General features: G+C 53.5%; 14 protein-coding genes and 1 tRNA gene. 5 read left to right on the top strand and 10 right to left on the bottom strand.

What is annotated here, in order from left to right; genetic code table 11:
* Window positions 1–5 precede the first annotated feature (5 nt).
* Window positions 6–1,547, top strand: a complete 1,542-nt coding sequence (locus RAC97_RS04705) for a conjugal transfer protein TraG N-terminal domain-containing protein (RefSeq protein ID WP_375097636.1) — start codon at window positions 6–8, stop codon at window positions 1,545–1,547.
* On the opposite strand, the gene RAC97_RS04700 is transcribed toward RAC97_RS04705, so the two are convergent.
* Window positions 1,536–1,898 (bottom strand): hypothetical protein, encoded by a 363-nt coding sequence (locus tag RAC97_RS04700; RefSeq protein ID WP_375097635.1) that lies wholly within the window; start codon window positions 1,896–1,898, stop codon window positions 1,536–1,538. The genes RAC97_RS04705 and RAC97_RS04700 overlap by 12 nt on opposite strands.
* Window positions 1,899–2,334: 436 nt before the next feature.
* Here RAC97_RS04700 and RAC97_RS04695 point away from each other — a divergent pair, with 436 nt between their 5' ends.
* The 3 genes from RAC97_RS04695 (at window position 2,335) to RAC97_RS04685 (ending at window position 4,344) form a co-directional block, all read left to right on the top strand.
* Window positions 2,335–2,700, top strand: a complete 366-nt coding sequence (locus tag RAC97_RS04695) for a DUF3085 domain-containing protein (protein WP_375097634.1) — start codon at window positions 2,335–2,337, stop codon at window positions 2,698–2,700.
* A 297-nt stretch (window positions 2,701–2,997) separates the two neighbouring features.
* The gene (locus RAC97_RS04690; RefSeq protein ID WP_379671403.1) at window positions 2,998–3,321 is read left to right on the top strand and encodes a hypothetical protein; all 324 of its coding nucleotides are present in this window, start codon (window positions 2,998–3,000) and stop codon (window positions 3,319–3,321) included.
* Window positions 3,322–3,405: 84 nt separating this feature from the next.
* The gene (locus RAC97_RS04685) at window positions 3,406–4,344 is read left to right on the top strand and encodes an ArdC family protein (RefSeq protein ID WP_375097632.1); all 939 of its coding nucleotides are present in this window, start codon (window positions 3,406–3,408) and stop codon (window positions 4,342–4,344) included.
* Between the two features lie 86 nt (window positions 4,345–4,430).
* On the opposite strand, the gene RAC97_RS04680 is transcribed toward RAC97_RS04685, so the two are convergent.
* Both RAC97_RS04680 and RAC97_RS04675 read right to left on the bottom strand, forming a co-directional pair.
* Window positions 4,431–4,796, bottom strand: a complete 366-nt coding sequence (locus RAC97_RS04680; RefSeq protein ID WP_375097631.1) for a histone-like nucleoid-structuring protein, MvaT/MvaU family — start codon at window positions 4,794–4,796, stop codon at window positions 4,431–4,433.
* 126 nt (window positions 4,797–4,922) lie between these two features.
* Window positions 4,923–5,117: a hypothetical protein gene (locus tag RAC97_RS04675; RefSeq protein WP_375097630.1), complete on the bottom strand. Its 195-nt coding sequence runs from the start codon at window positions 5,115–5,117 to the stop codon at window positions 4,923–4,925.
* Between the two features lie 221 nt (window positions 5,118–5,338).
* On the opposite strand from RAC97_RS04675, the gene mobH reads away from it, so the two are divergent.
* Window positions 5,339–7,093, top strand: a complete 1,755-nt coding sequence (gene mobH / locus RAC97_RS04670; protein ID WP_375097629.1) for a MobH family relaxase — start codon at window positions 5,339–5,341, stop codon at window positions 7,091–7,093.
* A 57-nt stretch (window positions 7,094–7,150) separates the two neighbouring features.
* On the opposite strand, the gene RAC97_RS04665 is transcribed toward mobH, so the two are convergent.
* The 7 genes from RAC97_RS04665 to RAC97_RS04635 all read right to left on the bottom strand — a co-directional run bounded on the left by RAC97_RS04665 (window position 7,151) and on the right by RAC97_RS04635 (window position 18,497).
* Window positions 7,151–10,282, bottom strand: a complete 3,132-nt coding sequence (locus RAC97_RS04665; protein WP_375097628.1) for an AAA family ATPase — start codon at window positions 10,280–10,282, stop codon at window positions 7,151–7,153.
* Complete coding sequence (locus RAC97_RS04660) at window positions 10,272–10,811, bottom strand: hypothetical protein (RefSeq protein WP_063425432.1); 540 nt, start codon at window positions 10,809–10,811, stop codon at window positions 10,272–10,274. The genes RAC97_RS04665 and RAC97_RS04660 overlap by 11 nt, the downstream gene beginning before the upstream one ends.
* The gene (locus RAC97_RS04655) at window positions 10,795–12,102 is read right to left on the bottom strand and encodes an ABC-three component system protein (RefSeq protein WP_375097627.1); all 1,308 of its coding nucleotides are present in this window, start codon (window positions 12,100–12,102) and stop codon (window positions 10,795–10,797) included. Before RAC97_RS04655 ends, RAC97_RS04660 begins: the two co-directional genes overlap by 17 nt.
* A complete protein-coding gene (locus RAC97_RS04650; protein WP_375097626.1) occupies window positions 12,086–13,138 on the bottom strand; it encodes a ComEC/Rec2 family competence protein in 1,053 nt (350 codons plus the stop codon). The genes RAC97_RS04655 and RAC97_RS04650 overlap by 17 nt, the downstream gene beginning before the upstream one ends.
* A 287-nt stretch (window positions 13,139–13,425) precedes the next feature.
* The gene (locus RAC97_RS04645) at window positions 13,426–13,587 is read right to left on the bottom strand and encodes a hypothetical protein (protein ID WP_155737851.1); all 162 of its coding nucleotides are present in this window, start codon (window positions 13,585–13,587) and stop codon (window positions 13,426–13,428) included.
* A 379-nt stretch (window positions 13,588–13,966) separates the two neighbouring features.
* Window positions 13,967–17,761, bottom strand: coding sequence for a hypothetical protein (locus RAC97_RS04640; protein WP_375097625.1), 3,795 nt, complete (start codon window positions 17,759–17,761; stop codon window positions 13,967–13,969).
* A 648-nt stretch (window positions 17,762–18,409) separates the two neighbouring features.
* Window positions 18,410–18,497: transfer RNA gene (locus RAC97_RS04635), tRNA-Ser, on the bottom strand.
* Window positions 18,498–18,602 lie beyond the last annotated feature (105 nt).

The raw sequence follows: 18,602 nt of genomic DNA, 5'->3' as shown, positions 1-18,602 counted from the left end.
CAGCCATGAACATGAGCACCAACAGCTACCTCGAGTATTACCTGTCGCTGCTGGCCTGGATCATCAACAACGGCATCTGGAACACGCTGGCGGACACCGGACTGTTCGCCGCGCCGTTTGGGGCGATCATCCTCCAGGAGTGGTTATCCGCCCGCCAACAGGGCGCCGACGAGGGCAACAAGGGCTTGCTGTCGATCCCCCGCGTCGAGAACCGGTTGTGGATGAGCTACGTCGTCATCCTGTTTGGCTGCATGCCGTTTTTCCCACTCAACCTGTCCTCCGTAGCCTTCGACGATTCGGCGAGCCGGCGCTGTGGTATCTCGATGGCAAAACCCGCCGACACGGCCTGGGGAACCACCTTCAACACCATCGGCGAGAAATCAGCAAATGTGCCGGTGTGGTGGTACTTGGTGCATGCCATGAGCAAGGGCATTACCGCTGCAGCGACGGCGTCCATCCCCTGCGCCCCCGATATCCGTGAGATGCGGATGGAAATCGACAGCTCGCGGATCAATGACCAGGTGCTGCTGCAGGAAGTTGCTGACTTTACCCGCGACTGCTACGGCTTTTCGCGCTCGCGGTTGTTTACCAACCGTCCCGAGCTGGACGAATCGCAGAGCTACGATGCGTCCTGGATCGGCTCAACCTTCTTGCTCAACACGCCTGGCTATTACGACACGGACCGCTCACGCACGCCCCGGGTTGATTGGCCATATGACGAAACGCGTGATACCTCCCTGCCCCGGCTGAACAGCGGTGCGGGTTACCCTACCTGTAAGCAATGGTGGAGCGATATCACGGTCGGTTTGCGCGACCGCCTGGTCGCCGAGGTCGATCCCAGTCTGCTCACGCAACTGCGCGGCTGGCTGACCGGGCGGAGCTCCACTGAAATCGAAGATGCCACCCTGCGTGAGCTAGTAAGCCCACGGCAGCAGTCATTGAGCATGACGCCTGGTCAGGTGTTCCAGGACTACGGCAGCAGTGCCCGAGGCGGCTCGTTGACGCAGGGGCTCAACAATCTGGCGACCAACACCGGCCTGGCCCTCGGCTCGTTCAGCAACTTCCCGGCGATGAATGCGCTGCGCGCTGCATTGCCGATGGTTCAGGCCTTTCTGATCATGGGTACGATCATCTGCCTGCCGCTGGTGCTGCTGATCAGCACCTACCAGCTAAAGGCGTTGATGACGATCACCTTCGCGCTGTTCACGCTGCACATGCTGACGTTCTGGTGGGAGCTCGCCCGCTGGATAGACTCGAGCATGCTGGACACGCTGTACCACCAGGTCTCTGCCACGGACCAGGCGCTCTTAACATTGCCAACGGCAGGGTTCATGGATGGGACGGTAACCGCGCAGGTGATCGAGTACGTGATGGGCGCAATGTTCATTGTCTTACCAGCTTTGTTCGTGGGCACCATGAGCTGGGCAGGCTATGCCGTTGGTAACGGGATCCAGAGCATGTTGGCAAGCGGGGGCAAGAATGCAACTGACGCCGCAAGCAAAGGCACAGCGCAACTGACGAGTGCAGGCAAGAAATCAATCAGGTGACTTAAAGTCGCCTATGTAATGGCCATTGCTATCGTAATCGCCGATGTAGAGGTCAGCTCCCAGCGCATCTGGGACTGATTCTTCTCGATTTGCCATAGGTTCGGCGGTGTACCACCAACTGCGAATCAAAGTAACTACCAAGTTTGTGATGATCAGCAAAGAAAAAGTGAGGGCAACGGCAGCAAGACCAAGCAGGCAAAGCAACTTTCCACCTGCAATCACCAAAAAATGATTACGTGGACGTTGAGACGAGCTTTGATAGCTAACTATCTTGGAGATCAAAATTCGCCAGACTTTACCAAGGCCAAACCCCATACGGCCTGAAAATGAATGACTAGGGACCTGCTTCATCTCACACCTCCACAGGCTGATAGCCCGTTGGATCCAAGATTTTAGTCTACTCCTTTCCTACCCACGAACAGCACCGCTCATCGTTCAGCAGCGGACTAATACATCGCCTTGGACCGATATGGACACGAACCCTAAATCTGCATCTGGCCCACCGTTGACCGAACCCAGCTTGCCTGATATTTAGTAAGTGCAATCGCTGGTTTCCAGCACCCCAGGTAGCCATAACCTTTGAGGCTACGTCACGCTTGTGATGGTTGTCCCTAAATGCGATTCGCGTTTGGCAGCTCGCAAGATCACCTTTCCCCGGTGATGGACGCCTTCTAACCCTTCGGGCTCACCGAGCCCGCGCTCTCAAAGCCCCCTACTCAATCCATTCCAGTGCTGGGAATTCTCCCAGTCGGGTGGCATTCCTCCGCACCTTCTGGAGGATCTCATCATGCTGCGTTTTACAGGCACTGAACTTCAAGCCGTGTTGGCCGAGGCCGGTATCAATGGTTGCAGAGTGATACTGGTCAAGGACCACGGTGTCTACCTCATGTCTGAGATCGGCGAAAGCAAGCCAGATGGCGGCGGCCGTAAACGCGTGGCTTACGCCACTGGCTGCAACCCTGAGGTCGACAACTTCGACAACTGGTGGAATCGAGCCCACGATGAATTCGGCGGCGATGATTTTGCCGAGTACTTCGACCTTGATGATCCCGTTCTGGAAAGCTTACGCGGCACCAACGGGTCGCTGGTAGTTGAAGCCACATCCACCCACTTGTACGTCACTGCCGAGATTGCCCTCTCTGGGAATTCCTGAATGCTCTCGTAACACCCTCGATGTCCCAGGGATGCACGAGCTAGTGCCTCTCTGGGATATCGCCCACTTCAATCTTTACGCCGACAGCAGCCGTTCATCTGGACCTTTCGAATGGAAAGCCTTTGCTGGAAGCGGGTGGAAACTTGCCCTGTTCGGTACCCTTTATCGGGTATTGACCCCACAGACAAGCGCGTTTTAATGCCTAGACACGCCCAGTTCACAGTGTGAGGTGTGGCGATGGGGCTTCCCCCGAGTTGTTCGTGAAGCCATCGCCGGATCAGCTCCCGGGAGGCACCAGTGTCCAGGAATAACCGCTCCTTACCCGCCATTGTCCTGAGCCCTGGCGTATGGCAATTCATCGCCGAGGTCGGTACGGCTACTGACACAGTCGCGCAATCAGGACAGCGCTTGCAAGCCGTACTGGGCATCGCTCTGGCTTCGGTAGATCAACACTTGCGCCAATCGCTCAAGTTGCTGCTCGGTCAGCCCTTCCTGTGCGACTCACGCTCCTCGGCGGCAGTCACTCACTTTCAGGTAACTCACATCACGCCAGAAACCGGCCCTGTTTTTCTGCACATCCGGTTGCCACATGAGATCGGTGTGGACATCTCATCGGCCTGAACACCCGCACTACCACTGTCCACTTACCCCACCGGGAACCCTTCCCGGCCGGGCAGCGTTCCCCTTCTTTGACTGGAGAACGTCATGTCCGATATTTACCTGGGCGTCACCAACAAGATTGTTAGTGCCCTGAGCCAAGGGGTCATCCCCTGGATCAAACCCTGGACCACTTCAGGCTCAAGTGCTGACGCACCTTTCCCCATTAACGCGATCACCCGGCGACCCTATGCCGGCATCAACATTCCACTGCTGTGGGCCGAAGCCGGCCTGCGCGGATACCGCCAGGATCGCTGGCTCACCTACAACCAGGCGCGCAAAGCTGGTGGTCACGTACGCAAGGGCGAGCAATCGACCCTCGCGGTGCTGTACAAACCCATGAGCAAGGAAGCGCACGACGAAGACGGTCAGGTCGTCCTTGATGAGCAAGGCAACGTCAAAATGGTGCAATTCGCGCTACTGCGGACGCATCGCCTGTTCAACATCGAGCAGACCGAGGGACTACCCAACGAAGAGCAGCACCACGATGAGAGTGAAGATCCGGTGGCGTTCATCGATCATGCACCTGCCGAGCGACTGTTGGCCGCCAGCGGCGCACGTATCGAGCATCGCTACGGGGATGACGCATTCTATCTACCGATACGGGATCTCATCCAATTGCCCACCAAGGCCCAGTTCGTGGACGTCGGCAGCTACTACGCAACCGCGTTACACGAATTGACGCACTGGTCGGGTCATCACGCCCGCCTCAACCGGGAAGGTATCACGGGCGGGCACGCGTTTGGCTCTGCAGCCTACGCCTTCGAGGAGTTAGTCGCGGAGATGGGAGCAGCATTTCTCTGCGCCCTCACCGGCACCCAGGGCGAGTTGCGCCACGAGGAGTACCTGGCGTCCTGGTTGAAAATCCTCAAAGAAGACAAGCGCGCCATCTTCCGCGCCAGCGGTCAGGCACGTGAGGCGTCTGAATACCTGTTGGCGCTGCAGTTGGATCAGGCCAGCGAGACGACCGAACGGCTAACGGCGTGACTTTTCACTTCAAATAGAAAGGCCCCAACCGGGGCCTTTGTTTTGCCTGCAACGCCGAGCATCGGCCGCTGCAATCAAGCAAGCGATTACTGCAGCCAGCTCTCGACGACATCCGAGCCGTGCTCCTGCTTCCACTGCTTGAGAATCTTGTGGTTGCCGCCCTTGGTTTCGACGATCTCGCCGCTGTGGGGGTGCTTGTAGCGTTTGACCTCACGCGGCTTGCGCTGTACGCCGGTGGCGGCGCTGGAGGTGGCCACGCTCACGCCCTTGGACGGGTCCAGAATGGTGATGACGTGGCGCAGGCTCATGCCGTACTCATCCAGCAGAGCCTTGAGCTTTTGTTCAAACTCGATTTCCTGCTTCAGGCCGGAATCGTTTTTCATCGCGTCCAGCTGTTGAAGTTGAGCAGCCAGTTGAGCTTCCAGTGCTTTGAATTCGGCAAGTTTGGACATGTGAAGTCTTTCCTAGGGTTGGGGCATGTGTGGCGATATTACCTGAGGCACAAGTACGAGCCGAGCGTTAATTCGCTCTTCAGCTAATTTTTCATCCTTCAACATGTGCACATTCTATGTGACTAATCAGTCCTGCAAGAACTGGCAAAGGTGGCCCACTAGTTCACGAGGTGCAGCACTGTTGCCGATCTTGAACAGCATGTCGCGCTGACTGCGTGGCAGCTTTTTCGCGCAACGCGTAGCGGCCGATCGAATAGCAGCATCCGTCCCAAGAACTCGGTCAGCCAGTAGCACGATCAAAATGGCATCGCTCAACGTCATCAGGCCACATTCCTCGAAATAATGTCGGACAGTCTACCTCCCGGGAAAAGGACAGGCCATTCCGATATCACAGGTAACCTGATGCGCCAGGCTTCGAATTTTCGCACTCGCGAAAAAGGCCAAGGCGGTAAAGGGTAACGGTGGCAATGGAAGGGGGCACAAGGGTAAGAGGCCTATCCGAAAAAGCAAAAGGACCTCCTAAATGCAAGGCAGGTACCGCGATGAAGCGCTGGTGGTTCAAACATCAAAAAGGCAATGCCGCGGAGCCCACGCTCGCTGCAGCGCCCGAGGGGTTTATCCTCCCGCTCTCCTCTGAATCCCTGCTCGGTGCCGACCACCGCAAAAAGCTGCTGGAGCGCATCTGGGAATACACTGCGCTATCCCGGTCTCAGTTCGATCAGCTCTACCTCGACCCGATCCGCCGTTACGCCAGCTATGTACAGCAACTCCCTGCCAGCGAAAGCCACCACCATGCCTACCCGGGCGGCATGCTGGACCATGGACTAGAACTGGTGGCCTGCAGCCTGAAGCTGCGCCAGTCGTATCTGCTGCCCAGCGGTGCTGCCCCAGAAGACCAAGCCGCGCAGGCCGACGCCTGGAGCGCAGCGATTGCCTACGGCGCCCTGCTCCACGACATTGGCAAGATTGCCGTCGACCTGCAGGTGGAGTATCAGAATGGTGAGGTGTGGCACCCCTGGCACGGTCCATTGACCCAGCCCTACCGCTTTCGCTACATAGTCGGCCGCGACTACAAGCTTCACGGCGCCGCCACCGGGCTGCTGTACACACAAGTTTTGACATCCCGCCAGCTCGACTGGCTCAGCAGCTATCCAATCCTGTGGGGCCACCTACTGTTTCTGCTGACCAACCACTACGAGCATGCCGGTACCCTCGGGGAAATAGTGCTGCAAGCTGACCGGGTCTCCACCGCGCAGAATATCGGCGCCAACCCCACCAAGGCCCTGCAGGCCCCCAAAAACTCGTTGCAGCATCACCTGCTCACGGGCCTGCGTCACCTGGTCAAAAACGAGTTCAAATTCAACCAGCCCGGCGCGTCCGGCTGGCTCACCGAAGACCATCTGTGGCTGGTCAGCAAGATCGCCACCGACAAACTGCGCGCCCACCTGTTGGCTCAGGCAGTGGATGGCATCCCCTCCTCCAATATCGCCCTGTTCGATGAGTTGCAGTCCCATGGATTGGTGGATGCAACACCCGAAGGCAAAGCGGTATGGCGCGCGACCGTCGCAGACGATAACTGGCAACAGCGCTTTACCTTTCTTCGTCTGCAGCCAAGTCTTATCTGGGCCGATGACCCTCGGCCAGACTGCTTTAGGGGCAAGGTAGAGCCGATAACAGACGGTTCCCTGCCGACCGGTGAAACCTGCGAGTCTGCTTTGGATCTACCGCAACCAACGCCGGAAGGAAAGCAGCCCGTACCCGAGCACCCGAACCAGGATTTTGACTATCTCGACGATTTGCTGGACATGTTGCAAGTGCCAAGCGAGCTGGATACTGGATCAAGTACGGGAAGCCTTCAATCCGCCGCTGCGGCACCCCAGGAAGCCGCGGGGCTTGCCTTTCTTGAGTGGCTGCGCGACGGAATCCATACTCATCGCTTGGTGGTCAACGACAGCAAGGCCAAGGTTCACACAGTGAATGGAATGCTCTTCTTAGTCACCCCTGGTATTTTCCAGCTGTACATCACTGAGCATCCGGAGAGCGCCAATGGCCACGGAATGAAAAAAGATTGGCGGAGCATTCAACGCCATTTTGAAAAAATGGGCATCCATCTAAAACTGCCAAATGGGCAAAACATCTGGACCTGCAGTGTCCAAGGTCCGCGCAAAACCAGTTTACTCAACGGCTATCTGATTCGAAACGTCAATATAATTTGTAGCACCCCTCCAGCCAGCAACAAATTCCTCACACTGCATCCAGTGCAAGTTCAGCCAAATGAACACCACCACCTTAAATAACCGCCGCTGGGTAGTGCGTCACGAAAGGGGCAAATCCATCTCTTCCGTGACGACATGCTAGTTAAGGAATGGCTCAACCGGAACTACCACACCAAACTTCTCCAACTGCATGAACTTCGCACCCAAAATCTCCGCAGGAATTTTCCGCTGCAAAAGCCCAAAGAAATTTTCGTCGTGAGTAGAAATAATAACTTGCTTATCGAACTGGAGGCAGATGCTCCGTAACAGATCGATGGTCGAGAGAATATTGATGGAGTCCATTGATTGAATAGGATCATCAATCATAACTACATCGATCGGATTCCCATGATCATCCTTGGCGTGAAGCGCGCTGGCCAAAAACACACTAAGACTGAGGATATTTGACTGAGCAGCACTGAAATACAGAATTGGCGAAATTAAAATTCCGTTCTCGTCACTCACGACAATATTCAATCCGGGGCTAGAAGACTCAAAATCCGGTTTGAACTCCACCTTTTTGAATGAAGGGTGTGGGTCAATCTTCCTGTAGATAGTATTTATAAGATCTTCGTAAAAGAAATTTTTAATCAATGTCTTCAGTTGCTCGATCACAGACTCCCGCTCTGCACTCAGAAGCGCGTCCACCTGATTACGCTGATCTAGCCGCAATTCCAGATCAGCCAACTCACTTTGAAGGGATAAGCGCTTGAGGTAGGGTTTGAAGGAAGTCATCAGTTCCAAAAGCAGCTTGAAACTGTTTTCCGTGGATTCAAGTTGCTCGGAGCGCACGCGACGGGCTTGCAGCTCGCTATTAATCAGCGCTTGGACTTGATCTAAACTATCCTGCAAGCGAACAACAACGAAGGTAGCAAGACTTTCATAGAACGCGTTAATAGCGGACTGAGCGCGTGCCAACTGCAGATCGACCCCTTCCTTCTGAGATCGAAGTTGAGCAAAATTCACCCATGTGCCATCGGACACCATCTTTTGCTGGAGTGCAGTGCACTGAGCTGCAAGCTCATTAACTTCGGCCTTGGCGCTAGCAAGTTGCGCTTCAACTTTACTCTTCTCGGATTGGCAGTGCTCAGACAACTGGGCTGAACTGACACCATTATTGACCAGATACTTAGAGACCAATTGGTAAGATGTTTGCGACTTGAGGGTACCGGCTTCCGTTGTAAGCGCCTGCAAATCGGCATCAATTTGTGAAATTCTACGAGTAAGCTGTGAAATTTCTTCAGACAACTCAGCTTGACGATTCACAAATCCGGAGCGCTTGACAGAAAGCTGAGCAATTTCGGCGTGGGCTCGGGTTATAAGCTCATCTTGGGTGAGACTCCACACAATTTTATCAAGGGTATTGAATCTATCTTCTAAGGCACGCTTCTCCACCTCTAGATCAGACTTGTCTCGATCAATGAACTCCAGCCTTGCACTCAATTCTTTGATTTTTCCGCGAAGATCAGCCAAATGCTGGCCATGTGCCTCTTCCGCAATTCGCGTGATAGATTTTACTTCTTCCAGCAGATTCTTACGACGTGCTTCGGACTGTGCGAGCAGGTCCGCGTTTTCCTGGCTCAGCCGCGACAGCAACGTCTGAGACCTAACTTTCTCTCTGAGTTTTTCTGCATCGTAGTGGGTTGCGCTACATAGCGGGCAGATATTGGACGGCCATGCACTAAGGTAGTCCAGGCCGGTTGAGATCAAACGTTCGTGCACGCCCATCTGGTCAGCCAAGGCTGTCTGAGTTGCGTGCACAGTTTTGTCATGGAGGTCAATGGATTCCAACTCACCAAAACACTTGGTCAAGCGCTCAATTTTGTCCTGACCTAGATATTTAGCACCTTCAGCTGTAGACAGAATAAAGTTATCAGTAAGTTTGAAACCAGAGATCTGTTTCAGATCGAGTTGAAGGTGCTCCAACTTTGCTGCATCCAGGCGAGCCGCAACTTCTTTTTCAGCCATTTGCTGAGTGATCACATCAATGCGCGCGCGATTGGATTTTAGCTCAGCATATACCGGTCCAGCATTATCAATAGAGTTCCTTAGAAAGGCAGAGCGATCATCAGCCGCCTTGAGGTCCTGGTTAATATCATCTAAGGATTTTGCTAATCCCGAAAGTTCTGCGGCATGGCCTGGACGGCTCTCTCCCAGTATCAGTTGGCGTTTAGCGATATCATTGAGGCGTGACTCAGACTGGAAGAACCCAACAGAATGATTAATTACACTAGCAATATCCGCGGAACGCTGACTTGCTGCCCGAACATCACTTGAACTTTGTTCATGAGCACTCAGAAGCTCTTCATAGCGATCAGCATCTTTTACGCCATGATCAAGCCGGCCAGAAATCGCCTTTTGGCCAATGATGAATTGGCTGTGGAGTTCAATCTCAGGGAGTTTTATCAGTCTATCTGTAAGAGCTTCAATCGACCGAATATTTGCTTCGCGCTCTACGCTCAATTCATGCTGCCGGGATACAAGATGTGCACTCAACGCATGCTCTGTTTGAGCGGAAAAATTCTCGTCCGCCAACGCGATGTTTTCACCAGCAGCATTGAGTTGTGTGGCCACCGCATTGAAACCATCAAAGATGGAGAGATCAACAGGCTGATTGAGCTCAGCAATAATATCCTCGCGCTGCAAATCCAAAGCCTGAAGCTCAACTCGGTTGTCTTGGATGAGTACCGTTAATTCCTTACGTACTTTCTCAGTCTCCCCACCGAAGCTTTCCATAAACTTCGTGTAGCGTTCTTGCGGCTTCGCCTCTCGAAGAAACCTGTCGATCTCATCTTGGCTCAAGATGACGCGCCGAAAATATTCGTTCTCGCGACCTCTTTCTCCAAAACGTAAGTCACGCCCGTTTGCACGTATTCTCCCAAACTCTCGCGCAAAAGGAAGTGGAAGGGTTGTTGAAACAACCACCCGAGTTTTAATTTCGTCGTCATCGATATATTTGTTTCGGAGGATCTCCTGTCCTTTGCCTGCATCCTTAGTCGCGCGCGCAGCACCCTCATAATTAGCTCTATTGTAGTCTCCACCTAATCGCTCCAAATGATTCGTGACCGCCCATTCGACTGCATCATAAAACGAGCTTTTACCGAATCCATTAGGAGCAAATATCGCCACGAAATTAGAGGGCAGATCATCGGAATTTGTGAAATCAAATGTGCCTTCTGACTTTAGTTTATAAGCGCGAAACGCCTCAATTTCAACTTTTTTAATTTTCATTTTTTTTCAGAGATTCTATGATTTCGTTAATCATTGACGCGCGTTTTTCCTTGGACTCCGTCTTTTGATCTAACGGCGCGCCACGTACGAACTTCTCCAGTGACAGTAACGGCTCCCGGGATTCCGCAACACGGGGATCCAGCGTTAAGTCTGCCCCTAAGAGCTGCTCTTCCAAATGATCAGTCAATTGCTCAAGGGTTGGCCATTTAGAAAGCCCATCGATTATTATTTTCCGAGAAGCATATTTGTTATTCTCGATCTGGTATTTATCCCAAATCGGCACAGTGCCAATCGTCACAAAAGCGATATAGACGTTCCAGGCAGCAAGATTCCCGGGAGGTTGGTGGTGGACCGATACAAGATTTTGGATTACACGCCAGTTTCTCACGATAGCTGACGGCTCATGACACAAGCAGGCAATACACGAAATATAGGATAACGCATCATCAGACCGAAACATATGAAATGCCATGCCATCGAACTCGGCGGCGAGAAAATCGAAATTGCAATCTTTAATTAATAATTTCATCCAGATTCTTCCTGAGCTCCAGCAACTGAATATTCCCTGGAGCCAAATTTCGGTACTCATCCTCTCTTTCGATGACGCAGCTGTTGCGCAACCCCTCAAGATGAGTCAGCTTATAACTAGTATAAATCTCACTCTCAACTTCATCGATAGAAAATGGTTTACCTGGGACGACTGCTATGTTGCCAATAACATTCTTAAGCATGAAATCTTTAGGAACAGGCTTTGCGGCAATATCAGGCGAGGCGACTACGAGGGTGCCATCTTTGTCGAGTAATTTACGAGCTATCTTAAGAATCTCATCCAATCGGCGAAGCCAGTTGGTGGAGTCGGCGGTGTACAACAGACGACGCTTCTTATCAATTCGACTGATGTAGCCATTATCTGCACTTCCAGTACCGTCCATTATTGCGGATATCACAACAAATTCCAGATATGCAACCCACAACTCCCGGGCTTCCAGCACGCTGGATTCTCCTGAATCTAGCAATAACTGGGTATCATAGCGCGTCATGATTTCGTAGGGTGGAGGCATTCCGCCCTTGATCAATGAATCTGCAAAAGCAAGCAATGCAGATTTTAAGTTCTGAACATTAATTGGATCATACACATTAAACGCGAAAATCCGATCTCGCATCCTCGAAAAGCACTCAAGATGTGGAGGAACCATTGGCGCACTAGAATGAAGGGTGAGGAGTTGATTGTAACGAGCGAGCCCATGACACTCGACGCGACCATACTGGTGATCCAGACAAGTGGCCTCCATTTCAAACTCCACGCCCACCAGATACGGACAATCATCATCAATGTGGTAAACGCCCCCCCCAGACATCCCCTGAATGACCTCCTTACTCGGAATTCCCGCCAGTTCCATGGTTATAAGGTCATTGACCACGCTGGCTGCTTGACCAGTCCGATGCTTGATTGGTGTTGCACTAGCCCTTTCCGCGTTTGGAAGACCCACAAAAGTAAGATTGGCCATGGGAGGCAAGTTAGCAGCAGTCCAAGATTTTTGAGATAGTCCTGCCTGATGTGCGATTTTTAATATTGCACAATCTAAAGGTTCCTGCTGGCCCACCTTGGGAAAAACCATGACCCCCAGCACTTCAATGGCGTTCTGATTATGATCGGTCACCACGTTTTTAGCGGGTTCCTCAAACACCGTGTGCCTAGCCGTGAGCACGTAGGAAAACTCCAGCGTCATGGCATTCATCAAAACACCGCTTCCGCCGTTAACCATCACGCAGTACGACTGCATAATTTCCGAAACTGTTTTATTAGTATCTAATTTCATCTTCGAGCACTTCTAGACGAGAAGAGTATTCTTCAATCTCATGAGCCAGCAGCAAAGGGGCAACCACATGATGATAATTGAAATACACTTTACCCTGCGTATACTTGATAATTCTGGCCACCGTCCTTTTATTAGGAAGACCATGCCTAGACCCATCAGTAGATACGATGTAAATCGGCGAATACAGCAATCCCAACAAATCACTACTGGTATTGTATTGACTTCCATGATGCGACAGCTTAACAAGATCCAGTTGAATCTTATTGGTTTCGCTGTAGCCACTAGCCCGCAAGCTTTCGCACACTACGCCATCGTGTGCATCACCCAGAAAAAGCATACGCCGGTCATCAGCTTCGAGTATGAATGCTATAGAGCTGCCGTTGTAAACAGAGGTATCAGATTGAAATTTATCGTCTGACCAGATATCTTGAAGCGTTAAATGATAGTCAGTTTCGTGCGCCGATGTCTTTCCAGCATCCACTTCAGGGGGCCATACATGCAACAGTTTTTCAAGCTGTTTCCTGCCAGGCGATAACACCTTGAGTGTGAAGGGGCCCGCTTGATGTGTCTGCCCTTCCATAATAATGGGAGCCCGAGAACAGCCCATCTTATCAAGCAATTCCTCAAGATCTTTCCCTTGCTTGACTGTTGTTTGCGGATCATCGTCAAGCAACTCGATGTTATTTTCGGGTATTTCAGGCACGTCAAAATGGCGTGTAATCAATCGCGAAGAGTTAAACCAAATGGATTTGACCATATCGCCTAGATAACCTGGCTTCTCAAAGGCTTTGATGAGCCCATTGATATGATCGTCATCAATGTGGGTGAGAATCGCGAGATCGATGCGCTGCCCTTTGGCTTTCAGCTCATCAAGGGAGTTGCATAGCGCTCCGGCATAACGCTGCCGAGGCCCATGCCTGAAGGTGGTAGACGTGCCGCCATCTATCAGCAGATTGAACACCCCGCCAGGCCCCTCATGGCTGACCAGGATGCAGTCTCCATGCCTCGCTTTGAGAACGCGGACAACGATAGCCATCAAAACTCCCTGCCAGGCTGTCAAAATGACAGTAGCATAGGCGGTGCGCGGAAAACTTCCAAGGCTGGACAGATCAGTACAAAGTTGCCCCCTCCTCCCCGCGTTTGCTCCAGCGCTAGGGATACGGCTCCGTATGTGAGGCGAATCGGATGGACATGTAGCACTTCCTCGACGCAGTTATCGATCGGTATTTTCGCAGTTAGAAATACTGACCTAATCTCAAAGCCGCGACGTTGCGCATTTAGTGTAACAACTACCGCACACCGATCAGTGGTTTCAATACTTCATCAACGTTGCCAGGGATCACGACACAGCATGGTCAGACCGAACAAAACCATCCAGGTCAGGAACGGCAGCTTCAGCTTGAGCGCGAAATCACCGGCTAGGCCGATGATCGCCACGAAGTACACGGCGATCCCCGGGAAGATCTCGATCAGGGTGAACAGCACACCACTTGATCAACACCACCCAGACCCAGCGACAGAATCCCGAGTACGACTTCGACATGCCCTGCATGCCGAAATGGGCGTTGAATAGTTTCTTCAGGGGTAGAGCGGGCTGGTGCCGCCGTAGACCATACCGATGGTGACGGTCAGCATTGCGAGGCGGGCGGGCTGTCGGCTTGGGCGAGGGTTTCAACTGTTGCGATCTGGCTCACGGGTAGCGTCTCGTTCATCTCGAGTGCGGGTGGGGGCGGAAAAAACGGCGCTAGAATCCGCACACGGCGTAAAGCTAGGGAGAAAGGAAGCGTAAAGAATGCAGCCTTTGTGGTGCCACTCTGGGGCCTCCCATCTTTCCAGATGGCATGACCAGCCCCAGGCGATCAACCTACCCCTGTGGGGTAGCGGCCGGCGCTTCATGGCTGTCGTCAGCCGAGTCCAGACGAAGATCCAGAAGATAGTGGTAAATATGGACAGACGAGCCGTTCACCGGCCGCGTCTCCCGGTAGCCCCTCAAATGAGGATGCTCTTTATCCAGCGTGAGGGTACCCCGACTGTCAAACCCAGCATAAATGGTTTCATTGACCCACCGCTCGTACTCAGAACACAAACACCGGAAGTCGCCGGTCGAGTAGACGACAATGGCAATAGAGGTAACCCCCAACGAGTTGTATCCTGCGACCTTGTTAAGGTGGTCTTCGACAGTCTTGCGCTCAAAACGGCGCAGGCGGAAGGCCTCGACAATCGAAATGCAATTCGTGCCTACGTAGATGCCTCCATCAATTTCCCCTACTCCTTTTTTCGAGGCAGAACTGCCCACCCTCGCTTGGTCTTTCACCGTCCAGCTCAAGTAATCCAAACGATGGCCCAGCAGCGAAGTCAACCAGTCATTGATCATGTTTTCCTGGTCTATCGACATTGGTGCGTTACCGTCCGTGGGGCGGTACAAGTTGTTCTTTCGCGTCAGAAGCTCCTGGGCCACTCCGTACAGATTGTTTGCAAGGAAAGCTTCCAAAGTATCGCCCTGCTCTGCCTGACCAAACACCAGGCTTTGCTCGAGCGGTGGCAATGCGCGGATTTCCTGCCACATGACCCTTGCCTGCGTGTGGTTGGGCTTGATGTACAGGTCAATCACATAAGGAGAATGTTTCAAGCGCAAGGCGTTGTTCTTGCTGAGATCCCTTTCCAGCGCTTCGAATGCCTGCTTCTGCTCGGCAGGTAGTTCGATATGCAGCTTTTCGACCTCATGTAAATACGTCAGCGCCTCCTCCACCCGCCCTTGTTCTTGAAGGTACGCACAACGGACATGCGTAAGCTCGCATGACAACAGAAAGCGCTCCGGCACTTCACACCAGAGACCATCAAACTCTTGCCACTGCTTGCATTCCAACAGCAGCCCCAGTGCCTCCTCAAAATCCAAGACACCCACGTGCTGCGACTCAACAGCTTGATAGACCTCGCGCCACTGCACATAGCGTTGCCAGCTCTCGCTACCTACCTTGTTCACCCCCTCTCGTTCTGCGAGGGCACGACTCGCCTTGAGCCTTCCTGTCGCATAGGCGATCTGCCGCCGCTCCTTCAGCAGGGCATCGAACAGGTAGAACGCACGCTGGGCATCGACCCTTAGATAACAGTTCGCCTTTAACTGCCGGGCATACCGAGAGGCCTCATCACTGACCTCCGTTGTGGCGTCGAGGAACGCGTCTAGCTTGGCAATCCGTTCCTTATCGTTGAGGGCCACGTCGTCGGCAATCGCTTTAAGCGCAATCAACTCGTCCAGCGGCTCAAATGAGACAGAGGAATGGCTGCGCTTACAGGAAGCGCCATACTTCACCAGACGCTGTGCAAGCTTTAACTGGCCGGCGTTTGCCGCCATCACTGCCACACGGGAAATCTCTGGAATCCAGACAATCCTTTCAGCCTCGAAGTCCAGCGTGGCCAACTGCACGAGAATACGCGACTTTCTTGCAGACGATCGCGTCGCCTCATACAGCTCAAGCCACCCGCCAAGGGGCGTTGGCCGCTCCTGCAGTACACCGAGGAACTTCGTGAAGTCATCTTCCGTGAACACGTTGCTTGCCTGGCACACCCGCGCCCAAAGCTGGACCTTGCTGTGACCAACACTATCGTTGAAAACTTCGAATACCCCCGCCAAGCGATCGGCGGCAAATCCAAAATCCTGAATCAAGCAAAGCAAGGCATCGAAAACATCTTTCTTGCATTTAAGTTCAGTATCGACGACAAGCCGTAGTAAAAAACGCAAATGAGTCCTTACCGCGCCAAATAGCCCCCTGTGACTTTCTTCAGTGGCCCCAGTGTCATGTGCGAGTAGATCATCAAAGGCATGAATCACTCTCCGACGCAGGCGCTCATTGCAACAGCGCAGCAGCCCACTCCAGTCAAAGCTGTCGAACACGGAACCGTCATCCATGCCGATACAAGCGCTAGTGAAGCGCTGCTTCAGATGCCTCAGGTAGTCCTTTGCCAATACCGTGGCAACCTGTTCGACACCCGCTTTTTTGCGCGCATCGCTACCTGTGTACCCCTCTGACAACACCTCGATGCACCAGAACGAAAACATCCACTCAGCAACTGGTAGCTCGTCATATCCTCCCACCAGTCGCTTGCGCCTGGCCACCAAAAAATCAGCAGCCAGATGGCAATGGTCTTTGAACAGACGCGAGGCCCTGCCGTCTTCAGGTCCGCGATACTCCATACGCTCGACTGCCTGCTTCAAGCCCGCCAGCAGCCCCTTGCCCTCGGCATGAGATGCGGTCTCACGCTCCGCCATCCAGGCGAACACCTCGGCGATCGCCAGTACGGTGTCCATGGCCACCTCGGCGTCAATCGGCTCATCGTGGGCGATGGCATACACCTCCAGGGCCTGGGCGAATACCAGTTGCTGCCACGCCCTGTCGTAGTCGTAACGGTCTGACAATCGCTGAGAGCCACGGTGCAACCACTCATGGATCTGGATTAATCCGATGTGACTGGTCGCCCTGTTGCGCAACAGAAAGCACGCATATCGTGAAGAGTGAATTTTCCTGAACAGTATCTCTGCCAGATGCGGCGCCTGTGTCGAGTGCTGCAACAAAAGGCGCGTGTAAGGAAAACTGTCGCGCCGTGCACCCTCTTCGCATTCATACTTCACGATGCCTGCCACGAGATGATGAGTCGTTTCGTAGTCGTAATAGTTCCTCGCCTCTTTCCACCACTGGAAACAATCAAAAACACGCTCGTTCGGCAGGCGCCGATAACACTCGATCACGTCGTCCAGTTGGGACAACTCCAGTGCTGGGCAATAGGCCTCCTGCACGCTCGCAACGGAGCCGGTAAGCACCTCATCTGAATCCCGCCGTGCAGGTCGCACGATGGCATTCATGCCATTCGCGGACAACGCGATATCCGCCGCGCATTGCTCCCAAGTGTCCTGCAGGGAGTCATCAGCCATCACGTACTGAAATGCACAGGCTAGAAAATCCTCGCGCGCATGTGCGGAGCGGAATTTCAGGTGAAAAACATACGGCCGCCCGCAAGCCAGCACCATTTTTAACCACCATTCCTCGAACGCAACCTCCGGCTTCGCCCTTGAGGCCCTCAACTGCTCCCACAGCAGCGTGCCGACCCCGACAAGGTCTTCATCCTCGAAGGAAATCTTGTACCCACCGTGTGACGCAGACAACTTGTGGCATGCTTGCAGGTGGCCCACTTCGGTGACAAAGCACTCATCGACGCGCACATGCGGCGCCACCCATCCGTCGCCACCGTGTTTGATGTCATAAAGAGAAGCCACTGTCGCAAGCTGTTGCTTCAGCTTTTGCGGCATGTCGTCGGCGACGGGAACCGGCCTGACCACCTCCAGCAGCCCACTTTTGAAGGTCACCACACGCTGCTGCTCAAGTTCGACCAGCGGCACAGAGTCTTTCAACGGCTGCCAGCCCTCCTCGTCATGCAACCAGGTCGCCTGTCCTTGCAAAAGGCCGAGCACCGTGGCGCGGTTCAGTACGCGAGGATAAACAGTGCCGGCCGCCAGCAACCCAGCGATATAGCCATGCAGGGGTGTGACGACGTCGGGGGCGCCCCGGTTCGGACGTTCGTAAAAGTCGATCTTTTTCTCGAGATCTTGAATGAGACGAGCCGTATCCACCCCATGCTTCCTTACACCACTAAAATAGCCGGTCACGCTACCACTCCAGGGGGCAGGGGCGCATTTGAATTTCGTGCGCGCAGCTAGATGAAGGAATCTTCTTCTGCCCGTAAGTCCCCTGGTCACCGGCTGGGCGCCGAATCGCCAGGTTTAGCGTCTTCCTCGTGCCTTGAGAGGCGTGGCGGGGTTGCATAGCATCGCGGTCCCTTAGGCCGCTATTCCCCATGAGAGAGCCGGCGCTGGCGCAACAAAGACAGTTACTTGTATCACTGCTTAAGGCGGCGAAAGATCGCCAGGGCTCACCGCTCAGCGAGACTGAGCTGCTAGAGTTCCGAGATAAGGCACCGCCTCAGCAGTGCCTTAGCGCCGCCTTTGCGTTTAAAAAAGCGGGGGTATGAAGACATCGTGCCAGAAGAGTGCGGCCGGGAAATGACTAGGCGCTGCGTACCAGCTCCTGTGGGACGAAAGCTGTCGGTAAGGGCCAAGCATATCTCCCACCTGCGCCGTTTGCGACAAACAGCCCCCGTCCTGACGGGCGTCATGAGGCTCCCATTAAAGCAACACGTCCACCAGAATCCGCAGAAGACCAGAGGAAGCCGAACAAAAAATGGGGGACCAGATGGGGGACCAAAAGCGGCTAAATACAAAAAAGCCCCGAATAATCAGGGCTTTAATGAGAATTGGTGGCGGAAGCGTAGAGATTCGAACTCTAGGATAGTTGCCCATCGACGGTTTTCAAGACCGTTGCCTTAAACCACTCGGCCACGCTTCCAGCTGTTTTGCGGCGGCAATCATACCGTAATGAAACAAGCTGTCAAACTCTCTGTGTCGCGGGTTGCGAAGGCTCTGTTATGCTCTTTGCAACCATACGTTTCGA

Origin of the sequence: Pseudomonas sp. LS_2 (assembly GCF_042709235.1) — a bacterium.
Lineage (GTDB): Bacteria > Pseudomonadota > Gammaproteobacteria > Pseudomonadales > Pseudomonadaceae > Aquipseudomonas.
Note: the sequence above shows the minus strand (reverse complement) of the source record. Positions and strands in the feature narration are given on the sequence as shown.

What these genes read in the sequence shown, in the direction of transcription:
- RAC97_RS04705 (WP_375097636.1), top strand. Translation starts at nt 6, where the DNA reads ATGAACATGAGCACCAACAGCTACCTCGAGTATTACCTGTCGCTGCTG.
- RAC97_RS04700 (WP_375097635.1), bottom strand. Translation starts at nt 1,898, where the DNA reads ATGAAGCAGGTCCCTAGTCATTCATTTTCAGGCCGTATGGGGTTTGGC.
- RAC97_RS04695 (WP_375097634.1), top strand. Translation starts at nt 2,335, where the DNA reads ATGCTGCGTTTTACAGGCACTGAACTTCAAGCCGTGTTGGCCGAGGCC.
- RAC97_RS04685 (WP_375097632.1), top strand. Translation starts at nt 3,406, where the DNA reads ATGTCCGATATTTACCTGGGCGTCACCAACAAGATTGTTAGTGCCCTG.
- RAC97_RS04680 (WP_375097631.1), bottom strand. Translation starts at nt 4,796, where the DNA reads ATGTCCAAACTTGCCGAATTCAAAGCACTGGAAGCTCAACTGGCTGCT.
- RAC97_RS04675 (WP_375097630.1), bottom strand. Translation starts at nt 5,117, where the DNA reads ATGACGTTGAGCGATGCCATTTTGATCGTGCTACTGGCTGACCGAGTT.
- mobH (WP_375097629.1), top strand. Translation starts at nt 5,339, where the DNA reads ATGAAGCGCTGGTGGTTCAAACATCAAAAAGGCAATGCCGCGGAGCCC.
- RAC97_RS04665 (WP_375097628.1), bottom strand. Translation starts at nt 10,282, where the DNA reads ATGAAAATTAAAAAAGTTGAAATTGAGGCGTTTCGCGCTTATAAACTA.
- RAC97_RS04660 (WP_063425432.1), bottom strand. Translation starts at nt 10,811, where the DNA reads ATGAAATTATTAATTAAAGATTGCAATTTCGATTTTCTCGCCGCCGAG.
- RAC97_RS04655 (WP_375097627.1), bottom strand. Translation starts at nt 12,102, where the DNA reads ATGAAATTAGATACTAATAAAACAGTTTCGGAAATTATGCAGTCGTAC.
- RAC97_RS04650 (WP_375097626.1), bottom strand. Translation starts at nt 13,138, where the DNA reads ATGGCTATCGTTGTCCGCGTTCTCAAAGCGAGGCATGGAGACTGCATC.